Below are 1,667 nucleotides of genomic sequence, written 5' to 3' on the forward strand. Positions count from 1 at the left end.
CGCAGGCCGATGTAGGCAAGGTAGACCGCGCCCGCGTACTTCACCAGGTTGAACACTGCGCGACCCGGCCGTCGGCGCGGCCCTGCAGGCGATGCACGCCGACCCGGCCGCGCCGTGGACCGTCGCGTCGCTCGCGCGGGTCGCCGGGCTGTCCCGGGCGCCCTTCGCCCGGCGGTTCAGCGCGCTCGCCGGTCAGCCGCCGCTCACATACCTCACCTGGTGGCGCATGACCACCGCCGCCCGCCTCCTGCGGGAGTCCGACGCGCCCCTGCACGGCGTCGCCGCGCGGGTCGGCTACACGTCGGAGTTCGCCTTCGCGGCCGCGTTCAAGCGTCACGTCGGCACCGCCCCGGGCCGCTTCCGCCGCGCCACACCCGACGCCACACCGAAAGACCCCGCGGTGGAGGGCAGCGCGCCGCGAGACTGAGCCGGCGCGACCGCACACCGGCCGAGCACAGGCGAACGGCAGCGCGCCGGGCCACGGCGCGCCGCGAGATCACCGAACCAGCGCGGCTGCGTGGGCAGCGGCGCGCCGCGAGACTCGACCGGCGCGGCCGGGCGGACCGCAGCGGGGTGGGCTCAGGAGTGCGGCAGTGCGACCAGGGTCAGTACGTGGCGGGCCGGGCTGCCCGGCGGCGCCAGCAGCACGAGCTCGCTGCCCTGGGCGCGGTGGCGGTCGGCGATCGTGTGCAGTGCGGCGACGCCCGCGCTGGCCAGGTGGGTCACGGCGGACAGGTCGACCGTCAGGTCCAGCGTGCCGCCGCGCGAACGGTAGAGCAGCTCGTGCTGCATCCGGGCGGCGGTGGCCGCGTCGACCGGGCCGGAGACGGTCACGCTGCCCTTGCCGGTGTCCACGATCGACAGCTCGGCGGGCGGGCGTGGGCGCGGCACGGCGGACGGCGCGGGTGCGGCCGGGGTGAGCATCGACGCCGGGCGGGTCAGGCGGTGGCGGACCTCGGCCACGGTGCCGCCGGGCCCGCGGTCGAGCCGGAGCGCGTCGACGAGCTGCGAGGTCACCGCCAGGCCGCGGCCCCGCTCGGAGACGTGGTCCGGCTCGCGCCAGTGGCCCCGGTCGGCGACGCGGACCACGACCTCCCCCTCGGCGGTCAGGTCGCCCCGGACCGCGACGACGTCGTCGCTCAGCGAGTGCTCGATCGCGTTGGTGACCAGCTCCCCGACCGCGTGCTGGAGCAGGAACACGTCGTCGGCGGTGGTGCCGAAGCCGCCCAGCCAGCCCGCCAGCGCGCGGCGCAGCGCGGACAGGCGGGACAGGTCGGCCGACAGGTCCACGGCGAGCGGGGCGGGGGGCTCGGTGCGCTGCACGGCGAGCAGCGTGATGTCGTCGCCGTGGCCGGTCGCCCGGACCAGCAGCTCGACCGGCTGGGTGGCGGCCCGCTCGGCGGGCGACGCGTCCGGCGCCTGGAGGGCCCGGCCGGCGACCGCGTCGGTGGCGACCCGGGCCAGCTCGGCGGCGCCCTCAGCGGCGGTGCGGCCGGGGCGCTCGACGATCCCGTCGGTGTAGAGCAGCAGCACGTCGCCGGCGTCGAGGCGGGCCCGGAGCACGGGGAAGCCGCCGCCGGTGCCGAGCGGGCCGCCGCCGGTGACGTCGAGGAACGCGGCGCCGCCGGCGGCCGGCACGACCAGGGGCGGCGGGTGGCCGGCGGTGC

At 78.4% G+C, this 1,667-nt stretch carries 1 protein-coding gene and 1 pseudogene; one reads left to right on the top strand and one right to left on the bottom strand.

The annotated features are described in order from the left end of the window. Positions 1-61 precede the first annotated feature (61 nt). Positions 62-427, top strand: a pseudogene (locus tag ABZS66_RS61610) (helix-turn-helix transcriptional regulator); the annotation flags it as partial. Between the two features lie 152 nt (positions 428-579). Here the strand turns inward: ABZS66_RS61610 and ABZS66_RS61615 are convergent. Next, the coding region (locus tag ABZS66_RS61615) for an ATP-binding protein (RefSeq protein ID WP_354774264.1) at positions 580-1,667 on the bottom strand (1,088 nt) is incomplete at its 5' end.

The organism is Dactylosporangium sp. NPDC005572 (assembly GCF_040605515.1).
GTDB lineage: Bacteria > Actinomycetota > Actinomycetes > Mycobacteriales > Micromonosporaceae > Dactylosporangium.